At 66.3% G+C, this 17,647-nt stretch carries 16 protein-coding genes; 6 read left to right on the top strand and 10 right to left on the bottom strand.

The annotated features are described in order from the left end of the window. The first annotated feature begins 147 nt into the window (after positions 1-147). Positions 148-1,662: a hypothetical protein gene (locus tag EJ357_RS17270; RefSeq protein WP_126392496.1), complete on the top strand. Its 1,515-nt coding sequence runs from the start codon at positions 148-150 to the stop codon at positions 1,660-1,662. 161 nt (positions 1,663-1,823) lie between these two features. On the opposite strand, the gene EJ357_RS17265 is transcribed toward EJ357_RS17270, so the two are convergent. The 5 genes from EJ357_RS17265 to EJ357_RS17245 form a co-directional block, all read right to left on the bottom strand. After that, positions 1,824-2,033, bottom strand: coding sequence for a hypothetical protein (locus EJ357_RS17265; protein WP_126392494.1), 210 nt, complete (start codon positions 2,031-2,033; stop codon positions 1,824-1,826). A gap of 269 nt (positions 2,034-2,302) precedes the next feature. Further along, entirely contained in the window at positions 2,303-3,040 is a 738-nt protein-coding gene (locus EJ357_RS17260) for a YqeB family protein (protein ID WP_228473180.1), read from the bottom strand. A 210-nt stretch (positions 3,041-3,250) separates the two neighbouring features. Then, positions 3,251-3,493: a hypothetical protein gene (locus EJ357_RS17255; protein WP_126392492.1), complete on the bottom strand. Its 243-nt coding sequence runs from the start codon at positions 3,491-3,493 to the stop codon at positions 3,251-3,253. 436 nt (positions 3,494-3,929) lie between these two features. Then, positions 3,930-4,535: a hypothetical protein gene (locus EJ357_RS17250; RefSeq protein WP_228473082.1), complete on the bottom strand. Its 606-nt coding sequence runs from the start codon at positions 4,533-4,535 to the stop codon at positions 3,930-3,932. Between the two features lie 692 nt (positions 4,536-5,227). After that, the gene (locus tag EJ357_RS17245; RefSeq protein WP_126392490.1) at positions 5,228-6,262 is read right to left on the bottom strand and encodes a hypothetical protein; all 1,035 of its coding nucleotides are present in this window, start codon (positions 6,260-6,262) and stop codon (positions 5,228-5,230) included. Between the two features lie 100 nt (positions 6,263-6,362). Between EJ357_RS17245 and EJ357_RS17240 the strand changes: the two genes are divergently transcribed. After that, positions 6,363-6,938: a hypothetical protein gene (locus tag EJ357_RS17240; RefSeq protein ID WP_126392488.1), complete on the top strand. Its 576-nt coding sequence runs from the start codon at positions 6,363-6,365 to the stop codon at positions 6,936-6,938. On the opposite strand, the gene EJ357_RS17235 is transcribed toward EJ357_RS17240, so the two are convergent. Further along, entirely contained in the window at positions 6,931-7,134 is a 204-nt protein-coding gene (locus tag EJ357_RS17235) for a DUF397 domain-containing protein (protein WP_228473179.1), read from the bottom strand. The two genes, EJ357_RS17240 and EJ357_RS17235, sit on opposite strands and share 8 nt — an antisense overlap. Beyond that, entirely contained in the window at positions 7,134-7,982 is an 849-nt protein-coding gene (locus tag EJ357_RS17230) for a helix-turn-helix domain-containing protein (protein WP_126392484.1), read from the bottom strand. Before EJ357_RS17230 ends, EJ357_RS17235 begins: the two co-directional genes overlap by 1 nt. 180 nt (positions 7,983-8,162) lie before the next feature. On the opposite strand from EJ357_RS17230, the gene EJ357_RS17225 reads away from it, so the two are divergent. After that, entirely contained in the window at positions 8,163-8,834 is a 672-nt protein-coding gene (locus EJ357_RS17225) for an ATP-binding protein (RefSeq protein WP_126392482.1), read from the top strand. Between the two features lie 12 nt (positions 8,835-8,846). Here EJ357_RS17225 and EJ357_RS17220 read toward each other — a convergent pair whose 3' ends face one another. The 3 genes from EJ357_RS17220 to EJ357_RS17210 all read right to left on the bottom strand — a co-directional run bounded on the left by EJ357_RS17220 (position 8,847) and on the right by EJ357_RS17210 (position 15,126). Further along, positions 8,847-11,930: a DUF3427 domain-containing protein gene (locus EJ357_RS17220; protein ID WP_228473178.1), complete on the bottom strand. Its 3,084-nt coding sequence runs from the start codon at positions 11,928-11,930 to the stop codon at positions 8,847-8,849. Between the two features lie 285 nt (positions 11,931-12,215). Further along, entirely contained in the window at positions 12,216-13,238 is a 1,023-nt protein-coding gene (locus EJ357_RS17215) for an SEC-C domain-containing protein (protein WP_126392480.1), read from the bottom strand. Positions 13,239-13,653: 415 nt separating this feature from the next. Continuing rightward, positions 13,654-15,126: a glycoside hydrolase gene (locus EJ357_RS17210; protein WP_126392479.1), complete on the bottom strand. Its 1,473-nt coding sequence runs from the start codon at positions 15,124-15,126 to the stop codon at positions 13,654-13,656. A gap of 361 nt (positions 15,127-15,487) precedes the next feature. Here EJ357_RS17210 and EJ357_RS17205 point away from each other — a divergent pair, with 361 nt between their 5' ends. The 3 genes from EJ357_RS17205 to EJ357_RS17195 all read left to right on the top strand — a co-directional run bounded on the left by EJ357_RS17205 (position 15,488) and on the right by EJ357_RS17195 (position 17,561). Then, positions 15,488-16,288 carry a class E sortase gene (locus EJ357_RS17205; RefSeq protein WP_126392478.1) on the top strand — a complete coding sequence of 267 codons (801 nt, stop codon included), beginning with the start codon at positions 15,488-15,490 and terminating at the stop codon, positions 16,286-16,288. A gap of 114 nt (positions 16,289-16,402) precedes the next feature. Further along, complete coding sequence (locus EJ357_RS17200) at positions 16,403-16,714, top strand: DUF6412 domain-containing protein (protein ID WP_126392477.1); 312 nt, start codon at positions 16,403-16,405, stop codon at positions 16,712-16,714. A gap of 124 nt (positions 16,715-16,838) precedes the next feature. Continuing rightward, the gene (locus EJ357_RS17195; RefSeq protein WP_126392476.1) at positions 16,839-17,561 is read left to right on the top strand and encodes a YidC/Oxa1 family membrane protein insertase; all 723 of its coding nucleotides are present in this window, start codon (positions 16,839-16,841) and stop codon (positions 17,559-17,561) included. Positions 17,562-17,647 lie beyond the last annotated feature (86 nt).

The raw sequence follows: 17,647 nt of genomic DNA, 5'->3' as shown, positions 1-17,647 counted from the left end.
CGCCGCAACGGCCGTACCTGCATGCCGCGAAACCTGACCATCGGCATGCCCTGACACGCCCGTCTGCCGCCGCCCGCCGCAGCAGGCCCGCTCCTCACCCGTCACCTCCTGCAGCGCACCCCCATACATCGCTCCCGAGGACAACGCGTGCACAGACCCAGGCTCAACCGACATGCCTTCCTGCCGGCAGTCACCCTCGCGGCCCTGCTGACCACAGGCTGCGCCACCAGCACCCCGACCACTGCCACCGGCACACCGGCCACAAGGGCGGCCGAGACCCCCGCGGCCGCCGCGGCCGAGGAACAACTCGCCGTCGTGTCGCCCCCGTCCGGTACGGCCGCCCCCACCGCGGTGGCCGACGCGGGCGAGGGAGGCGCGGCGAAGAAGTCCTCCCTCAAGGTCGCCTCGTACGACCGAAAGAGCGGACGTGCCGTCATAAAGGCGCCCTCGGCCGCGAAACCGCCCACCACCCCACCGGCGACACCCTCGGCGGGCTCTCCCACCAGCCCCGCAACCGGCTCCTCGCCCAGCCCCTCACCGGACCCCGCGAAGCGCGCCGCCCCGGTCGCCGTCGGCGACATCATCGCCAGCGCACCGGCCCCCGGTGCCCCCGACGGCGTCCTGGCCGAGGTCACGCAGGTGGTCGGCGCCACGGAGGACGGCGACACGACCGTCGAGACCGAACCGGCGAAGCTCAACTCCGTACTCGGTGAGAGCAAGGCCGAGGGCACGGTCCCGGTGGACCCGTCGGCCATGCGGGTCGAACCGCTCGTCCAGGGCGTGAAGGTCTCCTGGGCCAAGACGGGTGACCTCCGCTTCGGCCCCGAGGGCGCGAAACTCCCGCTGGGCAGCCTGCGTATCGACGTGGGCGCGGCGATCGCCACGGCCGAGGGCGCCCCCGCGTCGGCGTCCGCATCCGTGGAGGGCTACGTCCAGCTCGCCCCCGAGGTCGCGTTCTCGTACGACGGCTCCGGCACCGGCACCGGTGCCTCGCCCGGCGGTGCCTTCCTGGGTCTGTCCGGCGACTGGGCCTCCCAGTGGTCCCTGAAGGGCCGCGCGGCCGGCTCGACCGGCGGACAGCCCATCCGTATCCCGTTCGCCGAGCTCCACTCCGACCCGGTGATCCAGGTCGGCCCCGTCCCCGTGGTCGTCAATCTGGACCTGACCTGCTACATCCAGGTGAACGCGGACGGCCGGGTCACCGTCGACGTCGAACAGGACCTCAAGGGCGACTTCCGCGTCGGCGGCACGTTCTCCTGGGCCAAGGGCTGGACCCCGGTCAGCGAGTCCGACATGACCGGCGAGCCCCTGAAGGCCCGCGTCACGGCGGCCGGCGACGTCAAGGCGGCCCTGGGCGCCGAGGCAACCGTGGGCCTCTACGGCACGGTGGGCGTCACCGCCGACCTCGCCCCCTACGTCCGCGCCCACGCCGACGCGTCGGCCGAGGGCTCCGCCGACGGCACGGGAACGGTGTCAGGCGCCTACGCCCTCTACGGTGGCGTCGACCTGACCGGCTCCCTCCAGCTCCAACTGACCATCTTCGGCACGCCCGTCCTCCAGAAGAGGATTCCGCTGGGGGCACTGCACCGGGAGTGGCTGCTGACGCAGGGCGGGGGAGCGGTGACGGCGCCGCCGCAGACGCGGCCGAAGACGACCGGCTGACCCGGTACGACCCGACCCGCCCCGCCCCGACCCGGCGGCAAGGTCGTGCTGCGCTACCTGCCCAGCCCCGCACAGGCGGACCGACCGCGGGCCGCGCCGAGACAGGCTCTCGACGCGGCCCGCGTTTCCTGCCCTACGCCCCGTCGGCGGACAGCACGCCTTCACTCACTCGAACCGGAGTCCGAGTACGAGTTCGAGCTCGACCCCCGCCCCGAACGCCCCGACTTCCGCACCAACTCGCCGAGCGCCAGGGTCACGGCGGCCACACCGCGCACCCAGCGCGGGCCGCCCCGAGACGCCCACACGACGCAGACACACCCTCCGACGGCGAGCACGAGAACGCCGACCAAGACGAGCACGATCACGCTCATCCCCCTTCTCCTCCAGTGGTCCGCGCAATCCTTCCAGCCGGGGGAACAGCCCTTCGAACCGGATCCGGCCGAAGGGAGTCCTCAAGATGCGGCCATAAGGGTGTCGGGGCGTCAGGTTCTAGGCCATCAGGTATCCGGGCACCCATCAGGCTTCCGGGTCCATCAGGTTTCTGGGGCCTCAGGTTCTGGCCCGTCAGGTGCTGGCCCATCAGGTTCTCGCCCGTCAGATGCTGGAGCATCAGCTTTCGAGACGTCAGCCTTCTGGAACGTCAGGGTCGCTGAGGCATACGCCAGTACTGTCGCTTCTTCTCATCCCGTACGACGACACCGAGCCTCAGCAGCTCCCTGCGCAGCTCCCGGGCGTCCTCGGCGCTCTCGTCCTTCTCCCGAGCCGCCGCACGGGCCCTGAGCAGCGCGTCCGCCCCTTCGGGCAGACCGGGCACACCGGGCACCCAGCGCCTGAACTCCTCCCGGTGCGGATCCTCGTCCGCCCACCGGTAACCACGCTCGGCGAAGGCGTCGGCAAGCTTCCGCCAGGGCAGGGCACAGTCCTCCCGAGCGATCTCCATACCGTCCGGACCGAGCAGCACGAGCTGCTTCCCGTCCCGCACCACCAGGCCGACCTCATCGCACCCGAACTCCTGCGACGAGTCCCTGACCGTGAGGACCACCCGGCCACGGGAGACGCCGACCGCCAGCGACTCATGCACCACGATGAGCCCGACGACCAGCCCCAGCAGCGCCCCCACACCCACGCCACCGATGGTGCGCCACGGCTCAGGAACGGAACTGAGCAACTCGGCCGGCCCCTCCAGGGGCGCCCAGGGCAGCGTCACGAGCCAGTCCGCGAGCAGCGGCGCCAACCAGCCGACGACGACCCCGCACCCGACCCAGAAGAGCACAAGAACCCAGGCCGACTCGGCGACTACAGCGACGGCGTCGGCATCGCGCTCCGGCGCACCGCCCGACGCAGTGCCCCGCTTCGAAAGATCCCCCGTACCCCTCATGTCCCCCACGCCCGGCTTCCCTGACGACACACATCCCGGGCCGCCGACCGCGACCCAGCGCCAAGTCTGGAGACCTTCCCCTGCCCCCGCCGTCGGCCGATGGTCTACGACACCTGCAACTTTGGTCGTGAAGACAGAGCTCGGCGCCCGAGTCGGAGACCCGGGCGCCGAGATCCACATGGGCGAGCTACGTAACACAACTCCTGTTGATCAGTGGTGTCCGCAGCTGGAGCCCTGGTGGAAGACTTGCCCGCCGGCATTGCCCTCACCGTTGACGGCATTGCCCAGCAGACCGTTGGCAATCCCGATGTTGTTGAGGAGAGCGAGGTTCAGGTCGTGGGACTTGCAGCCCCCATGGCCTCCCATCGGCTGGGCTGTGGCGGCGGGCGTGGCTATGAGAGTGAGACCACCGAGCATGGCGGCCGCGACAGCGGCCCTCTGAAGCTTGCGCATTTCTCCTCCTTAGTTGAGTAGAGCGCGCACCGTAAAAGATCCACTTCGCGCTCATTTCGGAGGCTAATCCGATATCGCCCGCACCGCTCATCGGGGCCGCCATACGGGGCGATGGGCCGAACCGGTTACGGTGCCCTCTCCCGCGACGGCCACGGACCGGAAAACGCGACGCCACCCGTGCGGAACGAATCCAAGGACCGGACTCTCCGTCAACACCATTACGCGAGCGCAGCATCACACCGGACCTACACCGGCCTTACCAGGCCCCGACCCGTTCGCCCTCAGAACCGCGGGCGCGCCGGAAGACGCCACCAACGCAGCCGCGCCACCGTGCACAAACCAGTAACGCACCCTGGACGACACGAAGTTGAATTCCACGCGGACTGGCCTTCGCTTCTACTCCTGCCGCAATAGCCACCGTTGGCTGAGACGACCCCTAGGACTGCTCCCCGTCACACATGACAACCCCGTCCACCGTGTCCGGGACCTTCGCTCCGCAGGCGACCATCTTCCAGTCCAGCCGCAGCGTGTACGGCTTCCCACCCACGCGGTAGTCGATCCAGGCGGCGTCGATGAACCCACCCGCCTCACCGACGTCCAGGACGAACAGCAACTCGGTGTAACCGGCCCCTTCCCGGTCCTGGTCGGCGCAGCTCTGAGTAATACGACGGCCGGCGCGGGCATCCTCATAACGCCCGAGCACCTTCCGCTTCTGGAAATGCGGGGGTTCACCCAGCGCGGCACCGAGATAACCCGCGTCGACACCTGCCTTCCACATCCGCGGGGTGACCGTCCGCAGCTTGAGGGAGACCGACCTGGGCCGGACCGGCGAGCGGTAGCGGATCCCGTCGAGGACGATCGGCTCACCGCTGGTCGAACAGAGCAGATAGCTCCCGAACGTCACCGCCCACGGCACATCAGCCGGCGCGTACACCGACGTGGCGCCCTGAGCGGTGTCGGACTGAAGCGGCCCCTCACCGTTGACATGCTCCACACGCAAGCCGCGGCAGTACAGCCATCCGACCAGGAGCGCCGACGCCACCACCGCCGAGACCAGGCCCAGCGCGAGCCTTCCCTGACGCCTGGTTCCCCTACGCCTACCGCGGCCGCTGCCCACAATTCCCCTTGGATACGGTTGCCGCACAAGGGATATGGACAAGCCGCGCGACAGTGCAGGCGCCCACGGCGGGCACAGTGAGTTTCCTCGCGAACATTCGGGCTTCCCCCTTGTGCGAATGCACAGAGATACCCGGAAGGTGATCCTTCCGGGTGTTTGGTCGCCGTGAACATATCAGGAACATGGGTATGGCTTGTGTGGCCGGGGTCACCCAATGCGAGATTCATCCTGAGCCGCTGAGGCTCATCCGCCAATCTCCGCATTCTCGATGAACCATGTCGGTTCCGTCGGAGGTCAGGGGTTTCACGGTCTGCGTCTCACGCGAGTCAGAGCCGCCCTCGACTCGTCCGTCACCCGAGTGCGCCTGCTGGCATCTTGCCGCGCATCAATATCGCTCCGATGAACTCCCGCACTGCGCTGCCACCTTGAATCGGCCACGGCTATCTTGTCACGCCCCGATGCAACTGTTTCCGGGCCGTAATCGCCACTCGATCAGAGTCCTCTTCGGACACGGATCATCCCTTCACTGGCCTTGAGGTACGCGGACATTCGCGGCTCGCTGGGGCTGTGATGGATCACACGTGGAGGGCTCCTCAATGCCAACGCTGAGCCGGTTGCTACGCAGGCACGGGACAATCCAGACAGCGCAAAGATCGAGCAGCGCTGCTTGAGGTGGTGGTGCTTCCCTCGAACTCAGTGAAGTGGCCGCTGCCGTTGCGGTACACGATGCCTATCCCGTGTTCAGCGAGCAGGTCACGGAGGTCCTCGCGCGGTAGTGCGGGTGAGAGAACCATGAGGTGGAGGGGCTGATCGTGTGTGAGGCTTCTCAAGTGGCTCCGTGCAAGGAGCAGTTGAGCGAGGGCCTGAGTGATCGATTCGCTTGCCGCGCTACCCGTTGGCTCGTAAACCGTGTTGTTCCCTCGGTCGTAGAGGTCCAGCATGAGTCGCGAGCTTGAGTTCCGCATCGACAGCTCCAGTTGGCCGATCGATTCTCCAGCTGCGACCTTCCGCTCCTCGAAGGCGTCGGCCAAGTCATCACGGGCCGCTTCCACCTGGTCGATGTCGGTTTGCCGTTGGAGCTGGCGCTTCTGGCGTCGGATGGCCCGAGCGAAGCGGCCCGTGGTCTGATTGAACCGAGACCGCGATTCTGGGGCCAGTTGGAGAGTGTCGGCAGCCTCCCGGACGTATGGACCGATAGGGCGCAGTCGGAAGACAATGACGTTTCGGTCGTTGCCTCGTTCGTCCTTGGCTTCTCGGGTCTCGAACGGCTTGCGCTCGTCGACCTTGAACTTTCCTATATATTTGTGTGTTCGCGTGTCAGTTCCTGGAACCTTACCTATGGCGATAAATAAGTGTAGAGTGCGCCCCTTTTCTGCGTGCCTCAAGATCGAGGCGTTCCCGCCATCGAGAGTTTGATCCCCCTGCTTCCCCGCTCCGGTGTAGGTGAATATGGGGCCCAGGTCGTCGTCCTCGGAGAGCCATCCGTCGCGATACCCGTAGCGTTTACCAATCTCGCCGTCGGAGAAGATGAGGACGTTCCGTTTCTCCACTGCTGGACAGATTCCGGCGTAACCGCTGCCACCGAGTACGGGATGGATCTGCTTACGCGTGAGGATGTCGCCAGGTTGGAACCTGGAGGGGGGTGTCGTCATGGGTCGAGGTTAGTGCGTTCAGTGTTGGTGGAGTGCGGCAGGTGATGTGGATTGCCTGGGGGCCGTTGTGGCAGCGCCAGGCGCAGGCGAGGATGGTGTGATGAGTGAGGTGACGGGGACACTCATCACGGGTGTTATCGCTTTCGCAGCTGCAGTCATCGGGGCTGTGATCGCCGGTAGGTACGCCAAGAGCGGAGCGGAAGCCGGCGGACGTAAGGCAGTTGAGGCGGCGCTAGCGCAAGTGCATGGCCAGGCCGCAGCGGAGCACTGGCAGTGGGTGCGCAGTCAGCGACATCAGTCTTTTGCTGCTCTCTTCGCGGCTTTTGCCGCTCTCGATGAAGCGCTCGCACGCATCGCTCCCGAGGTGCGGCAAGGAGTTGCGCTTGGCGAGGAAGCAAGGCGTGAGTTGGGGGAGCGTGCGCTCGATTTGCAGGCAAAAACCAGCCAATTGGCGCTTTGGGGCCCAATTGAGGCGAATGGGTTGGCCTACGAGGTAACGGAGAAGTCGATAGCTGCTGTGAGCTCTTTGCTGCAGGTGGAGCGCGCAAGTTCCACAGGGATGAGCGCAGCTTGGACCGGATTTGACCGGGCTAGAGGAGAGATGGCGCAGGCCCACGCCACCTTCCTCCAGAGAGCTGGAGAAATCGTCCGTGATCCGCGGCAGCCAGTCAGCTAATGGACTCTTGGTTGCCTGATGGCAGGGACCGCACAAAGCCCTGCCATGCAGCGGTGCTCAGCATGAGCTGTGGGCCCTCGGCGACCTTGGAGTCGCGTATCGCGATCGCCCCGGCGAATGCGGCAAGCTCCAAGCACTCGCCCCCCATGCCGTTGCTGTAGCTGCTCTTGCGCCAGCGAATGCTCGACGGCGGCATCATCGGGAGTTCTCCTCCAGGAGTCTTGTGATCAGCAAGGCCGAGCGCTGGGGGCTCAGTGCCAAGGCCCTGAGATGGTCGAACGCCTTCGTGTAGAGGGCTACGTCCTTGGGCTCTTCGAGGTACACCGAATCGGTGAGCCCTTCTCGGTACACCAAGTCTGGGTCCTCCTGTTCTGGGAAGCCGAGGACCGTGAACGACCCGGTGGTTGGATAGGCGCCTGCGTCGAACGGCAGGACCTGGACGGTCACGTTCTTCAGCTTCTGGATTTCCAGCATACGTTCGAGTTGCCGGGTCATGACCTGGCGGCTGCCGATCGTGTGCAGCAGAGCACTCTGATGGACAACTGCCCACAAGTCGGGTGCACTGTCGCTGATGAGTAGTTCCTGGCGCCGCATCCGGACGTCGACCATGCGCTGAATGTCCTCGGGAGTGTGGTCAACCCACGCCCGACTCAGTTCGGCGGCGTACTCATGTGTTTGCAGCAGGCCTGGGATGAACTCGGCGTGATAGGTGCGCAGGTCGGAAACTGCCTGTTCGAGGCCGACATACACCGAGAACCAAGCGGGGATCGCATCGCCGTGCGCGTGCCACCACCCCTTCGTCTTTGACTCCTTGGCCAGCTCCTTTAGGAGGCCACGCAGATCATCGGGAGTCGCGTAGAGGCGGCAGAGGGCGTCGACGTCTGAGGGTTGGACGCGCCCTTGCCCTGTCTCCATGCGGCTGACTTTGGAACTGCTCCAGTCCAGCTGCTTGCCCACTTGGCTGCACGTCAGGCGGCTCTCTTCGCGCAGACGCTTGAGCTCGATCGCAAGACGGCGACGTCGAGCCGTGGGGGATCCGGCCATGTCAACTCCTCGAGGGCTAGCGGATGTTCCATCCCATCGGAAGGGGCGCGAAAGGCCAATCACCCTATAGGGGGAATCCCCTCATGCATGTTGCACGGCGGGACGTGCACTGCAACTCTCTCACTAAGAGTCATCGCCGCATGCACGGTGTGCAACGAAGCGCGTGAAAGGTGGTCGGAGATGATCTACGTGAACGGTTGCGTCGGGCGGGAGCCCTGGGTGCAACAGTTCGTTGCTCAGGCGAGTGAACTCTCCCAGCTGAGGAGGACGCTGAAGCTCCAGCTCATCCTTTGGGGGCTGCGCGAGCATGTTGATGCGGCGGAGATTTGCCTGTCGGAGCTGGCGACCAACGTCATCCAGCATGTAGGTCAGGGAACCCCCGCCACGCTGCGCCTAGCGCTCAGCGGGCCGTATCTACGTCTGGAAATCGAGGACTGTGATGCGAGGGCGTTGCCTACCTTGCTCGCTGCAAGTAGTGCGCTGGAGTCGGGTCGAGGAATGGCACTCGTCGATGCCCTGTCCGAACACAGGTGGGGCGTGGAGCCGCGAGGGCGTTCCAAGGTGGTGTGGTGTGAGCTTGCTGTCGACTCCTCCTCTGCCGGCGGTCAGGCGACTGGGCCCCGTGTCACGCGGGCCGAGGCCATTCTTGACCTGTACGGATCGTGGCGACTCCCGCACGGTGGACCCGTGCCTGGTGAGGGCAGTGTGCTGAGCATGGCCGTGGCGGAGGATGCTGCCATCGGGGTCATGGCCGACATGCTGCACTGGTTGCGTGCACACGGCTTTGACCCCGATGACGTACTCGACCGGGCGCAGTCTCACTTCGAGGCTGAGGTCGGCGAGGTTGTCTGAGCGTCCGGTCTGCTAGCCCGCAGCAATGGCCGAGTACGACCACACATCCGCTGGCAGCTCGTAATGCAGTCGCCAGGTGATGGCCATGGGCTTACTCCCCTCGTGCTGGACATAGGTAGCCGGGCCGAGCAACATCCAGGGTTGGGCCTTGCCTATGTCGGTGTCCTTGTAGCGCCGCATGAACAGCAGCACGTGGCTTCCGCGTTGGCTGTGCTGCTGGTATCGCAGGCCTGTGCGCGAGGTGTCTGCGGTTGTGCTCTGCGACTCCCAGTGGAAGAGGGAGGGAGTCAACGCGTAGTCCTTGTACCGGACAGTTGGGGAGAAGTCCTTCTCGTTCTTCTCGAGAGTGATCAGCAGTGCATCCGTCTGGTTCGACTCGTCCCACAGGACACCCTGCGCAAAGGAACCAGGCATCTGACCGCCGAGGCGGGCTACGCCAAGCGCTGCCAGAATCTCCGAGCGGTTGTACGCGCTGTGGATTTTCAAAGGGATGTGTGCGTGTGGGCCCTCCAAAGGAATGGGGAAGTGGTCGGCCTGCCCCATCACGTGGTCGAGTACCTGCCGAAGTTCGCTACGGAGGGATCGCTGCTCACGGAGTGATTCAAGCCCCTGCATGTAGGAGTTGAATCCACCAGCCTTGTCCCAAAGGTTGAAGAAGAGCATGCGCGCGTAGGCTTGGTCTCGTGCATTCAGCGACTCATAGCTTGGAGCGTCATCGCTCAACAGGCGGGTATATGCCTCAGCACGTTCACGGTCATCGACGTGCAGGAAAGCTTGCACACGCTTCAGTAGATCTTCCTCGCCAGGCTGTTCAGGCAGGTCTGCCAGGCCGGCTCGGCGTAGCACAGACGTCCATGAGTTGCTTGACTTGTACAACTCCCTGATTTCGCGACGACTCTCCCTGAGATAGTCCGCAAGGAGAGGCGTGTCGAAGGATCTAACCTCCTTAGCGAGGGTCTGGACGGTCGCCTTGAGCTGGGTACGGATGTTGCCCAGAATTAGGTCCTTGGACTTGCCTTCCAGGATGATCTGGCAGCCGGACGGGAGGAGAGGGAAGTCGTGCTCAGCATGCTCAAGGAGCCGGTTACGAGACAGGTTGGTCATCGCGCGGAACTGCTCCTCGAAGCGGAACTCGGCACGATGCTGTCCGATGAAGTCGAGCACAGTGAGCACGGGCTTGTTCGGCGTGCGGCGCAGGCCTCGACCGAGTTGCTGAAGGAAGACGGTGGCGCTGCTCGTTGGGCGGAGGAGAAGCAGCGTATCGACGTCAGGGATGTCCAAGCCCTCGTTGAAGAGGTCTACGGAGAAGATAACTTGGATCTCTCCGGACTTGAGTTGAGACAGAACTTGGTCGCGGACCTCGGGCTTCGACGCGCTGTCCAGGGCCGCAGCTTTGAAGCCTGCATCTTGGAAGCACTTCGCCATGAAGTGAGCGTGCTTCCTGCTGACGCAGAAGCCGAGAGCCCGCATGCCCATCGGGTCGGACACTTTGTCCCGTACCTGCTTGATGACGATACGGGCCCGGGCATGGTCGGCGGAGAACAAGTCGCCGAGTTGGCCCTGGTCGTATGCACCAGAACGCCAGTTGAGGCGGGTTAGGTCCGTGCCGTCGGGCACTCCGAAGTAGTGGAACGGGCAGAGGAGGTTGTTGTCGAGGGCCTCCCATAGCCGCATCTCGGCGGCAATCCGTCCCTCAAAGAATGTGTCCTGGACGTTTAGTCCGTCGGCGCGTTCGGGGGTGGCGGTCAGGCCGAGGAGCTGCTTCGGCCTGAAGTGGTTGAGAACGCGGCGATACGTCGTAGCCGTCGCATGATGGAACTCGTCGATGACGATGATGTCGAAGTGTTCCGGGGCGAACTGGTCGAGGCGCTGGTCGGTGAGCGATTGGACGCTTGCGAAGACGTGCTTCCAGTCGCGTGGCAGCTCGCCGCTGAAGAGCGCTTCGCCGAAGGATGCGTCATCGAGTACTTCGCGGTACATGCGCAGCGACTGCTTCAGGATCTCCTTGCGGTGCGCCACAAAGAGAAGCCGCGGGTACTGCTTGCCGCCCCACTCTTTGTGCAGATTGCGGTAGTCAAGGGCGGCCATGACTGTCTTGCCCGTACCGGTTGCGGCAACTAGCAAGTTGTGCCGGTGACCGTGAACCTCACGCGCGACACGCAGCCGCTCCAGCATGTCGGCCTGGTGTGGGTGGGGCCGAACTTCCAGTCCAGAGAGACTGATTTTGGAGTCTTGGCTGGCCGACGACCCGCCTGCCAGGAGCAGTGCTTCGTCCAACTTGTGGGCGTCGAGATCCGGGTTGTAGGGCTCAAAAGCGATGTCGTTCCAATACGCGTCGAAGGTGGCCTCGAACTTGTTGAGCACAGCCGGAGTGGCCACTGACGATAGGCGAACGTTCCACTCCAGGCCGTCGAGCAATGCGGCCTTTGAGAGGTTGGAGCTGCCGACATAGGCCGTATCGAAGCCGCTCTTGCGGCGGAACAGCCAGGCTTTTGCATGGAGGCGTGTCGAACGGATCTCGTAGTTGACCTTCACCTCAGCACCGAAGTCACGGACGAGTCGGTCGAGTGCATGTCGGTCAGTTGCCCCGATGTATGTGGTTGTGATGACTCGGATGGGCACACCGCGTTCCGCGGCAGCGCGCAGAGAGTCTTCGAGTACTCGGAGGCCGTACCACTTCACGAAGGCGCAGATCAGGTCAATGCGGTCAGCAGTTGCTAGCTCAGCGCGCAACTCACTACCGAGGTTTGGATCCTCAGGGGAGTTGGTGATGAGCGCGGTCTCCGATAGCGGCGTGAGCGGGCGTATCGCGTAGACCCCGGGAGCTTCCTTCTCGGCCAGGGCGAGGAGCTGGCGGGGTCCATCGGCGATGAGCTCGGCCCCATCGCTGTTTTCAAGGCCGGAGGGGTCGGATGAGAGTGCCCCGATGATCTGGTTTGCTACGGCGACGCGCTGGTCAGGCGGCAGCTGACTGAGTCGTCGACTTACGGCCTGACTGATGTGCCGGGCGAGCACATGGGGGGACGATTCTTCGCTGACCTCGTCATCGATGGCTTTCCAACCTGCTGCGTTCAACTGCTCCATCTGTTCATGCATGCTTTGGGTGACGAGTTCCTCGTAAACACCCGCGACAGGCTGCGAAAGATCCCTCGGCTGAGCCACGCTGTTTTCCCCAATCCCCACACAGCAATGGCTCTGTTGTAGCAGGTGACGCTGACACTCCCCATGGACGGCTTGGGTTTCTCTGTAGGTGCTCTGCGGGCCGCCCGCTTCTTTGCCAGTGTCGTGCCTCCGCGAGCCGCCTCAAGGGTGCTGTGCGCAGGCAAGCGTGCGGGGCGAGCCGGCTGAATCCGGCTGCCTAAGAGCTCCAGCAGAGCTGCACTAGTCCTGCTGTTCCACTCCGTGGCAGGCGTCGTACGGCTGTCCCGAACCGCACCAACAAACCGCCCCCCGCTGCGGCGGCCAAGCCACAGCCCGCCCCCGCGCCGCCAACGTCGTCGCATACTGCGGCAGCAACGTCGCGTCCCCCGGCGATGCCCCTTCCGACGCCGCGAACGCCTCGTACGACGGCACCGTGCCCGTCACGATGCCCAGGTTCGGGGTGCCGGAGGCGGAGAGCTCCCTCAGTGATGCCTCTATCGTCGTGAGGTGCTCCTCATGGGAGGGGTACTCCTCGGTCAGGGTCGGGTACGCCTCGACCAGTTCCTCCAGTTCCCCGACCGTCCAGTGCAGCACCGCCACCGGGAACGGGCGGGACAGTGCCTCCCGGTACGCGCCCAGTTCCGCGCGGAGCCGTGAGATCTCCGCCTCCAGTTCCGCCGGGTTGTCCGAACCCAGGGACCAGACGCGCTTGGGGTCGTGGAGTTCGTCCAGGGAGATCGGCATGGAGTGGAGGGTGTCGGCCAGGGTGTCCCAGTCGTCGTGGGGCAGGCCCAGCATGCGGCGTACGCGATGGCGGCCGAACAGCAGCGGATGCGTCGAGTACGGCGGTTCCGGCACGTCCGTCAGGAGGAGGCGGGCTCCCTCGGTGAACGTCTCCTGCGCCTGCTCCAGCTCGTCGTGCGACTCCAGGGCCTCCGCGACGATCACCCATGGCGCCGGGTCCCGCGGGGAAGCGGCTCGGACGCCTTCGATGATCGCCCTCGCCTCCGCCTCGTGGCCGTACTCCCAGAGGTTCGATGCCTTCAGGGCTCGTACCAGGTGGGGGTTCTCCAGGCCGGCAGCGGACGACAGCAGGCTGTCGTAGAGCGCGGTGGCGGCGGGGCGGTCGCCGGACAGTTCCAGGTGGGCCGCGGCCTGGAGGAGAAGGGCCTCGGCGTCCTCGGGGTAGAGGCCGGCGGTTCGCTCCAGGCGTGCCGCTTCAGCGGGGTGGTCGACGTTTTCGGCAGGCGTGTCGGGGCGCATGGGGGACACCGTACTGCCCACGGCTGACGGAGGAGAGAAGGGAGGGGAGATGAGGGTGCAGATATTGCCTGGTCGAGGCCGTGGCCGGCGGAGGGTGCCGTGGCTGTGGCGTGGTTGTGCCGTGGTGGTGTCCTGGTGTCCTTCAGGTCTTCGCCAGGCACAGCAGTACCAGCAACGGCACCGGGATCAGGGTCGCCGCTGCCGGCCATCTGCCGGGGCGGTCCTCGCCGCGGCGGCGTGGGCCCAGGACGTCCACGCACGCCCAGGGCCAGGTTGACCAACGCGGGCGCCAGCAGGCCGGGGCGGCGCCCGCGCTCGCTTTCGACTCCCTCTCCCTCTCCCTCTCCCTCTCCGTCTCCGTCTCCGTCTCCGTCTCCCACTCCCTCTCCGTCTCCCACTCCCTCTCCCTCTTGCGTCAGATCACCACCCCGTCGATCTGCAACGTCTGCACGGACTGCGCCGCGAAGGGCACCGCCACCGATTTCCCGCTCAGGAACGTGTTCGAGTACGACCGATATTGATCGCCGCCCGTCGTCACCGTGTTCCAGCGCGGGACCAGCCCGCCCGAGCCGCCGCTCACCGTCGTGAAGCGGGACAGGTCGAAGGTCAACGTCTGGGCCGACGTCGACGTGTTCACCGCCACGATCACCAGGCGGCGGGCCGACGCGTCGTAGGCCGCCGCCGCGTAGCTCACGCCCGTGTCGAGGATGCGCATTCCGGGGCGGATGTGGCGGCTGAACTGGGCCATCACGTAGTACTTGGTCTGGACGGTCGTCGGCTGGAGGGTGTTCGCGTCGTACGCGATCAGCGCCCAGCCCGTCGTCGGGTCCATGACCTGCCAGTAGCACCAGGCCGTCGGGTGCAGCCAGCGGAAGTCGTAGCAGAGGTTGGAGGCCAGGGTGAGGCCGGTGCCGTCGCCGTCGCCCGTCTCCGAGTTCCACAGCTTCTTGCCGGATGTCGTCACCACGTCCGTGTAGAGCAGGTCGCGGCGGCCGCCCGAGCCCTGGTAGCCGTGCACGTTGACCTGGCTGACCAGGGCCTTTGTGGAGGAGTTGAAGGAGGACCAGGTCGAGCGGGCCGTGTCGTAGTTCGTCTCGTCCGACGCCGAGATCCGTACGGACGACAGGCCCCGCTTGTCCAACTCGCTGCGCATGTACGGGAGGACGGCCGCCTGGACCGCCGGGTCCATGTGGCAGCCCTCCTGGGTGCCGGTGGCGGTCCACCAGCTGGAGGCCGGCTCGTTGAAGGGGTCGACCGTCGCGAAGTTCACGCCCCAGTTCGACTTCGCGTACAACGCCGTCGCCGCCAAATGCGACGCGTGCTGGCGGTAGTTCCAGGTCTGCAGGTTGTTGCCGCCGCCGGCCGCGCCGGACGGGTTGTGGTTGGAACACATCCACCACATGGGGGAGTTGGCGAAGAGTTCCGTGGTCGCGCCGCGCGCCGTCGCCTTCTGCAGCATCGCCCGCTGGGTCGCGTCCGCCGTCCAGTCCCAGGCCGAGGAGGTGGGGTCCTCGTTGTTCCAGTCCTGCCAGAAGCCCTCGATCTGCTTGAAGGCGGGGATGTTCGGCGACTCGACCATCGACTCGCCGTTCACGCTGTTCCAGCTGCACGCGCCGAGGTTGTAGCGGGCGATGTTGAGGCCGAGGCCGGGGAGGGTCGTGCCGTTGTAGGTCACCGAGTTGGTGGTGAAGAAGAGGTCGGCGAAGTCGTTCCGGTTGCCGAAGACGTTGGCCCACCAGGCCAGGGAGGTACCCCAGCCCTCCCAGGTGCCGTACGACGTGCCGGGGTTGACGGCGATGGTCGCGTCCGCGTGTGCGGTGCCCGTCGCCAGGGCGCTGCCGAGGAGGGCGCCGCCTGTCGCCGCCAGCAGAGTTCTGCGTCGCATCATGACTTCTCCGCTTCCTTCAACGGCCGGTGTCGGCGGTGTCGTCGTCGAACCGGCTCTGTGGCCTGTCCCGTTGGATGCCGACACGAAGCATCGGGTGTGGCGCATGAGGTTGTCGAGGGTTCCGACGGCCCTTTCTCAAACCTGTGGAGGAAGTGTTCGGGGGCCGGACGGCCGACGGCTCCGACGGGCCGCGCACGCATGGGTTCCGAAAGGCTGAGCACGCATGGGTTCCGAAAGGCCGAGCACGCATGGGTTCCGACGGGCCGCCCACCCATGGGTCACACATGGGTCACGCATGGGTCTGGAGACCTCGCGGGTCCGCCTCTATCGTGCGGGCGGCCCTGGTGGAGGAGGCGCACGGATGGTGCGGGTTCGCGTCGTGCAGCACAGCGGGCTTCGGCGGCGTGCCCTGCGGCGGCGGGTGCTGTGGGGCGGCGGGGAGGTGCTCGTCACCGTCGGGGTCGTGCTTCTGCTGCTGGTCGTTCATCAGGTGTGGTGGACCAACCGGGAGGCCAGGGCGGGCGCCGAGCGGGAGGTCCGGGCGCTGGAGCGGGCGTGGGACGGGGGAGGCGGTGACTCCCGTACGGCCGTACCGGACGCGACGGCCACGCCGGGGGCCGGATCCGGGGCCGGGTCAGGGACCGACTCCGCGTCCGAGCCCTCGCCCCCGTCCGCCGGCTCGCCCGACCGGTCCGCCCCCTCCCCGGACTGGTCCCAGGCCTACGCCATCCTCACCATCCCCCGCCTCCAACTCCGCGTCCCCGTCGCCGAAGGCGTCGGCAAGGGCGGCGTCCTCGACAAGGGCTACGTCGGCCACTACCCCGGCACCGGGCAGCCGGGCCAGGCGGGCAACTTCGCCCTCGCCGGGCACCGCAACACCCACGGTGAGCCCTTCCGGTACATCAACCGGCTCGAACCCGAGGACACCGTCCGGGTCGAGACGCGGAGCGCGACGTACACGTACGCCGTCGACCGGACTCTGCCGCAGACCTCCGCCCGGGACGGCAGCGTCATCGCGCCGATCCCGCGCTCCACCGTCAAGCCGGGCCACGGCTACACGGAACCCGGCTACTACCTCACGCTCACCACCTGCACGCCGGAGTACACGTCGAAGTACCGGCTGGTGGTGTGGGGCAAGCTTGTCTCCATGCGGCCCCGGTAACATCAGGACGAGCGACGTGCGCCGTGGACATCGGAGCGGGCGCCGTGCACGGTGAACAAGCCGTGGGAGCCAAGCAGTAACAGCCGTACAAGCCGTACGAGGGGAGGGGGGCCGATGATGCAGAGTCGGGCGGGTCTGCGTCCCACCGCCGCGCTGGTGCTGCTCTTCCTCGAGGTCGTGCTGCTCGACACCGGCAGCCTCTCCGCGACCGTCGCGCTCGCCGCGACCGCCGCCGCGAGTTCCGCGTTCGCCGTCTGCTCCCTGCTCGCCTCGCGTGCCGCGCCCTCCGTGGCGCCCACCCGGGTGCGTACGGCCATCCGCGACCGGGCCCGCCGTACCGCCTTCCTGCCTCAACGCGACCCCGACGCCTCGGGCCGGCCACGGCCCAGGGCACCCGGGTACGCCCTCCCGGCGACCGTCGCGTAGGGCACACGCGGGAAACAGCGAACAGCTCACACGTGTGACCCCGTGCGGGTCGTCATGCCGCCATGCCGATTCCCGGCATCTCCCTCATCACTCCGGCACGACGAGACCCTCGGAGGGCTCACCCATGTCCGTTTTCGCCGACCTTGTTCAGCGGCTGGCCGACCTGCTCGACCCGCTGTTCGGCGCCTCCGCGGCGGCCGCCGCGATCGTCCTGTTCACCGCGCTCGTACGGCTGCTCGTCCATCCCCTGTCCCGGGCCGCCGCGCGCGGGCAGAAGGCGCGGGCCGAGCTGCAGCCGAAGATCGCCGAGCTGCGCAAGAAGCACGCCAAGAACCCCGAGCGGCTCCAGAAGGCCGTCATGGAGCTGCACACCAAGGAGAAGGTGTCGCCGCTGTCCGGGTGTCTGCCCAGCCTGTTCCAGCTGCCCGCGTTCTTCCTCCTCTACCACCTGTTCTCGAACACGACGATCGGCGGGAAGGCGAACGAGCTGCTGTCCCACCAGCTCTTCACCGCGCCCCTCGGCGACCGCTGGGCGGATGCGCTCGGCGGGGGCGGCGCGTTCGGGGGCGCGGGGCTCGTGTACGTCGGGCTGTTCGCGGTCGTGACCTGCGTCGCCGCGTTCAACTATCGCCGTACGAAGCGGATGATGGCCGCGAATCCGGCCGCGCCGGTGGCCGACGCCGAGGCGGTGCCCGGGATGGGGGCCGTGGGAGCCATGACCAAGGTCATGCCGTTCATGTCCTTCTTCACGCTCTTCACCGTGGCCGTGGTGCCGCTGGCCGCCGCGCTGTACGTCGTGACCAGCACGACCTGGAGCGCGGTGGAGCGGGCCGTGCTCTACCGCTGAACCTCGGACTTACGGTCCAGTACGTGAACCGGGTATTGCGGACTGGCCGTGGACCTTGGAGGATCGACCAGTCCTCCGATGGCTGC

It is taken from the genome of Streptomyces cyaneochromogenes (assembly GCF_003963535.1).
Lineage (GTDB): Bacteria > Actinomycetota > Actinomycetes > Streptomycetales > Streptomycetaceae > Streptomyces > Streptomyces shaanxiensis.
Note: the sequence above shows the minus strand (reverse complement) of the source record. Positions and strands in the feature narration are given on the sequence as shown.

Coding starts and splice junctions, on each gene's coding strand:
- EJ357_RS17220 (WP_228473178.1), bottom strand. CDS start 11,930: ATGCATGAACAGATGGAGCAGTTGAACGCAGCAGGTTGGAAAGCCATC.
- EJ357_RS17255 (WP_126392492.1), bottom strand. CDS start 3,493: ATGCGCAAGCTTCAGAGGGCCGCTGTCGCGGCCGCCATGCTCGGTGGT.
- EJ357_RS17265 (WP_126392494.1), bottom strand. CDS start 2,033: ATGAGCGTGATCGTGCTCGTCTTGGTCGGCGTTCTCGTGCTCGCCGTC.
- EJ357_RS17195 (WP_126392476.1), top strand. CDS start 16,839: ATGTCCGTTTTCGCCGACCTTGTTCAGCGGCTGGCCGACCTGCTCGAC.
- EJ357_RS17215 (WP_126392480.1), bottom strand. CDS start 13,238: ATGCGCCCCGACACGCCTGCCGAAAACGTCGACCACCCCGCTGAAGCG.
- EJ357_RS17240 (WP_126392488.1), top strand. CDS start 6,363: ATGAGTGAGGTGACGGGGACACTCATCACGGGTGTTATCGCTTTCGCA.
- EJ357_RS17210 (WP_126392479.1), bottom strand. CDS start 15,126: ATGATGCGACGCAGAACTCTGCTGGCGGCGACAGGCGGCGCCCTCCTC.
- EJ357_RS17225 (WP_126392482.1), top strand. CDS start 8,163: ATGATCTACGTGAACGGTTGCGTCGGGCGGGAGCCCTGGGTGCAACAG.
- EJ357_RS17200 (WP_126392477.1), top strand. CDS start 16,403: ATGATGCAGAGTCGGGCGGGTCTGCGTCCCACCGCCGCGCTGGTGCTG.
- EJ357_RS17245 (WP_126392490.1), bottom strand. CDS start 6,262: ATGACGACACCCCCCTCCAGGTTCCAACCTGGCGACATCCTCACGCGT.
- EJ357_RS17230 (WP_126392484.1), bottom strand. CDS start 7,982: ATGGCCGGATCCCCCACGGCTCGACGTCGCCGTCTTGCGATCGAGCTC.
- EJ357_RS17205 (WP_126392478.1), top strand. CDS start 15,488: ATGGTGCGGGTTCGCGTCGTGCAGCACAGCGGGCTTCGGCGGCGTGCC.
- EJ357_RS17260 (WP_228473180.1), bottom strand. CDS start 3,040: ATGAGGGGTACGGGGGATCTTTCGAAGCGGGGCACTGCGTCGGGCGGT.
- EJ357_RS17235 (WP_228473179.1), bottom strand. CDS start 7,134: ATGCCGCCGTCGAGCATTCGCTGGCGCAAGAGCAGCTACAGCAACGGC.